General features: G+C 76.1%; 1 protein-coding gene and 1 pseudogene. One reads left to right on the top strand and one right to left on the bottom strand.

Annotated elements, in window-relative coordinates:
• A pseudogene (locus ABD308_RS26795) lies at positions 1 to 244 on the bottom strand (hypothetical protein); the annotation flags it as partial.
• Between the two features lie 209 nt (positions 245 to 453).
• Between ABD308_RS26795 and ABD308_RS26790 the strand changes: the two are divergent.
• On the top strand, positions 454 to 4,381 hold a 3,928-nt coding region (locus tag ABD308_RS26790), incomplete at its 3' end, for an ATP-dependent helicase (protein WP_344339518.1).

Raw genomic sequence — 4,381 nt, 5'->3', positions numbered from 1 at the left:
CCTCCGCCGCCGCGTGCCCGGCCCCGCCGGCGCCCGCCCGCTCGGCGAGGACCAGGTAGCTGAGGTACGCCCGCCCGGGCCCGGCCACGTACGGCACGGCGCCGCCGACGACCAGCGCGGTGAGCAGCATCACGAGCAGGACGCGGAACGGCCCCCGGCCCCGGCGCCGGGCGGTCCCGGCCGGTCCGGCCAGCCGGACGGGGACCGGGACGGGACCGCGGCCGGACGGGTCCGCCTGCGCCATGGCACGGTCTCCGCTCGTCGGTCCCGGCGGCCGCACCGGGGCGGTCGGCCGCGGGAGGGCTGGTCTTCACAGGGGCATCACAGGGGCACCACAGGGACTGAATCCTCACCATATGATCGGTTTGTCCGCCCCGCCTTCCCGGTTGCCCCGAACGGCCACCACCCCGACCGATCCGGCCGTTGTCGGTGCCACCCGGCACCATGGGTGGCATGGCGACCGCGCACCCGACCCCGCCCCCGGCCGACCCGCTGGCCGGCTTCGCCCCCGCCACCCGGGCCTGGTTCACCGGCGCCTTCTCCGCGCCCACCACCGCCCAGGCCGAGGCCTGGCGCGCCATCGCCCGGGACACCGACGTCCTGGTGGTCGCCCCCACCGGCTCCGGCAAGACCCTCGCGGCCTTCCTGTCCGCCCTGGACCGGCTCAGCAGCACCCCGCCGCCCGCCGAGCCCAAACGCCGCTGCCGGGTCCTCTACATCTCCCCGCTCAAGGCCCTCGCGGTCGACGTCGAGCGCAACCTCCGCGCCCCGCTGACCGGCCTGCGCCAGGCCGCCGTCCGGCTCGGCCTGCCCGAACCCGAGGTCCAGGTCGGCATCCGCTCCGGCGACACACCCGCCGCCGACCGCCGCCGCTTCGCCACCCACCCGCCGGACATCCTCATCACCACCCCCGAGTCGCTCTTCCTGCTGCTCACCTCCGCCTCCCGGGAGGCCCTGCGCGGCATCGACACGGTGATCCTGGACGAGGTGCACGCCGTCGCCGGCACCAAGCGCGGCGCCCACCTCGCGCTCTCCCTGGAGCGGCTGGACGAGCTGCTCGACCGCCCGGCCCGCCGGATCGGCCTGTCCGCCACCGTCCGGCCGGTCGAGGAGGTGGCCCGCTTCCTCAGCCCCGGGCGCGGCGCCGAGGTGGTCCAGCCGCCCGCCGCCAAGGAGTTCGACCTCTCCGTGGTCGTCCCCGTCCCGAACCTCGACGACGTGCCCGCCGCCCCGGCCGTCGGCGGCGCCGCCGACAGCGACCCGCAGCGCCAGACCTCCATCTGGCCGCACGTCGAGGAGCGGATCGTCGACCTCGTCCAGGCCCACCGCTCGACCATCGTGTTCGCCAACTCCCGCCGCCTCGCCGAGCGGCTCTGCAACCGGCTGAACGAGATCGCCCTCGAACGCGCCACCGGCGCCGCCCTGCCCGAGGCCCACGCCCCCGCCCAGCTGATGGGCGGCTCCGGCGCCGCCAAGGGCGCCCCGGCGGTGATCGCCCGCGCCCACCACGGCTCGGTCTCCAAGGAGCAGCGCGCCCTGGTCGAGGAGGAGCTCAAGGCCGGCCGGCTGCCCGCCGTGGTCGCCACCTCCAGCCTGGAGCTGGGCATCGACATGGGCGCCGTCGAACTGGTGGTCCAGGTCGAGTCCCCGCCCTCGGTCGCCTCCGGCCTGCAGCGGGTCGGCCGGGCCGGCCACCAGGTGGGTGCGGTCTCCACCGGCGTGGTCTTCCCCAAGTACCGGGGCGACCTGGTGCAGTCCGCCGTGGTCACCGAGCGGATGCGGGCCGGCCGGATCGAGGCGCTGCGCGTCCCGCGCAACCCGCTCGACGTGCTCGCCCAGCAACTGGTCGCGATGACCGCGATGGACACCTGGCAGGTGGACGAGCTGCTCACCACGGTCCGCCGGGCCGCGCCGTTCGCCACCCTCCCGCAGTCCGCCTTCGACGCGGTGCTCGACATGCTGGCCGGCCGCTACCCCTCGGACGCCTTCGCCGAACTGCGCCCCCGGCTGGTCTGGGACCGGGTGGCCGGCACCGTCAGCGGCCGCCCCGGCGCCCAGCGGCTCGCCGTCACCTCCGGCGGCACCATCCCCGACCGCGGCCTGTTCGGCGTCTTCATCGCCGGCACCGACCCCAAAAAGGGCGGCGGCCGGGTCGGAGAGCTGGACGAGGAGATGGTCTACGAGTCCCGGGTCGGCGACGTCTTCACCCTCGGCACCACCTCCTGGCGGATCGAGGACATCACCCACGACAAGGTGCTGGTCACCCCCGCCCCCGGCGTCCCCGGCCGGCTCCCGTTCTGGAAGGGCGACAGCCTCGGCCGCCCGCTCGAACTCGGCCGCGCCCTCGGCGCCTTCACCCGCGAGCTCGGCGCGCTCGACCCGCCGACCGCCACCGCCCGGCTGAAGCAGGCCGGCCTGGACGACTGGGCCGCCGGCAACCTGCTCGACTACCTCGCCGAGCAGCGCGCCGCCTGCGGCCACCTCCCCGACGACCGCACCATCGTGGTCGAGCGCTTCCGCGACGAGCTCGGCGACTGGCGGGTCGTCGTGCACTCCCCCTTCGGCGCCCAGGTGCACGCCCCCTGGGCGCTCGCCCTCGCCGCCCGGCTGCGCGAGAAGCACGGCCTCGACCCGCAGGTGATGCACGCCGACGACGGCATCGTCCTCCGCCTGCCGGACGCCGATCTCCTGGACTTCCCCTCCGACAAGCCGGTCACCGACGACGCCCCGGTCGGCGCCGACGCCGCCCTGTTCGACCCGCAGGAGATCGAACAGCTGGTCACCGACCAGGTCGGCGGCTCCGCCCTGTTCGCCTCCCGCTTCCGCGAGTGCGCCGGCCGCGCCCTGCTGCTCCCCCGCCGCAACCCCGGCAAGCGCACCCCGCTCTGGCAGCAGCGCCGGCGCGCCGCCCAACTCCTGGAGGTCGCCGCCGAGTACGGCTCCTTCCCGATCGTGCTGGAGGCCGTCCGCGAGTGCCTCCAGGACGTCTTCGACGTCCCCGGTCTGGTCGAGCTGATGGGCGACCTCGAATCCCGCGCCGTCCGGCTGGTCGAGGTCACCACCCCCGAGCCCTCCCCGTTCGCCCGCTCACTGCTCTTCGGCTACGTCGCCCAGTTCCTCTACGAGGGCGACTCCCCGCTCGCCGAGCGCCGCGCCGCCGCCCTCTCGCTGGACTCCCGGCTGCTGTCCGAACTCCTCGGCCAGGCCGAACTGCGCGAACTGCTCGACCCGCAGGTCCTCGCCGACCTGGAGGCCGAACTCCAGCGGCTCACCCCCGAGCGCCGGATCAAGGACGCCGAGGGCGTCGCCGACGCGCTGCGCCTGCTCGGCCCGCTCAGCGAGGCCGAGTTGACCGCCCGCGGCGCCGAACCGCTCTGGGCCCTCGAACTGGAGGCCGCCCGCCGGGTGATCCAGGTCCGGATCGCCGGCGAGCAGCGCTGGGCCGCCATCGAGGACGCCGGCCGGCTGCGCGACGCGCTCGGCACCCCGCTTCCGATCGGTGTGCCCGAGGCCTTCACCGAACCGGTCAAGGACCCGCTGGGTGACCTGCTCGCCCGGCACGCCCGCACCCACGGCCCGTTCACCGCCGCCGAGGCCGCCGCCCGCTACGGCCTCGGCGCCGCCGTGGTCACCGGCACCCTGCACCGCCTCACCGCCAACGGCCGCCTGGTCCAGGGCGAGTTCAGGCCCGTCGAGGGCCATACCACCCCCGTCGAGGGCCACACCGCCCCCGTCGAGGGCCGCACCGCCACCGTCGAGTGGTGCGACGCGGACGTCCTGCGCCGGCTGCGCCGCCGCTCACTGGCCGCGCTGCGCCAGGAGGTCGAACCCGTCCCCCCGCGCGCCCTGGCCGCCTTCCTGCCCCAGTGGCAGCACCTGGCCGGCCACCGGCTGCGCGGCCCGGACGGCCTGCTCCGGGTGGTCGAACAGCTCCAGGGCACCGCCCTGCCCGCCTCCGCCCTGGAGAAGCTGGTCCTCCCGGCCCGGCTCGCCGACTACTCCCCCGGCCTGCTGGACGAGCTGACGGCGGCCGGTGAGGTCGGCTGGGCCGGCGCCGGCGCCTTGCCCGGCAAGGACGGCTGGATCAGCCTGCACCTGGCCGAGAACGCCCACCTGCTGCGCCCCGAACCGGTGCCGCCCACCGTCACCCCAGTGCACACCGCGCTGCTGGAGGCACTGGCCGGCGGCTACGGGCTGTTCTTCCGCCAACTGACCGCCCACCTCCCCGAGACACCCGAGCCGGAACTCGTCGAGGCCCTGTGGGACCTCGTCTGGGCCGGGTACGTCAGCAACGACACCCTGGCCCCGCTGCGCGCCCTGCTCGGCTCCGGCCGGACGGCCGGCGCCACCGCCCACCGGGCCCCCCGGGCCACCCCGCGCG

Origin of the sequence: Kitasatospora putterlickiae, assembly GCF_039527695.1 — a bacterium.
GTDB lineage: Bacteria > Actinomycetota > Actinomycetes > Streptomycetales > Streptomycetaceae > Kitasatospora > Kitasatospora putterlickiae.
This window is presented reverse-complemented; position numbering and strand designations above follow the sequence as displayed.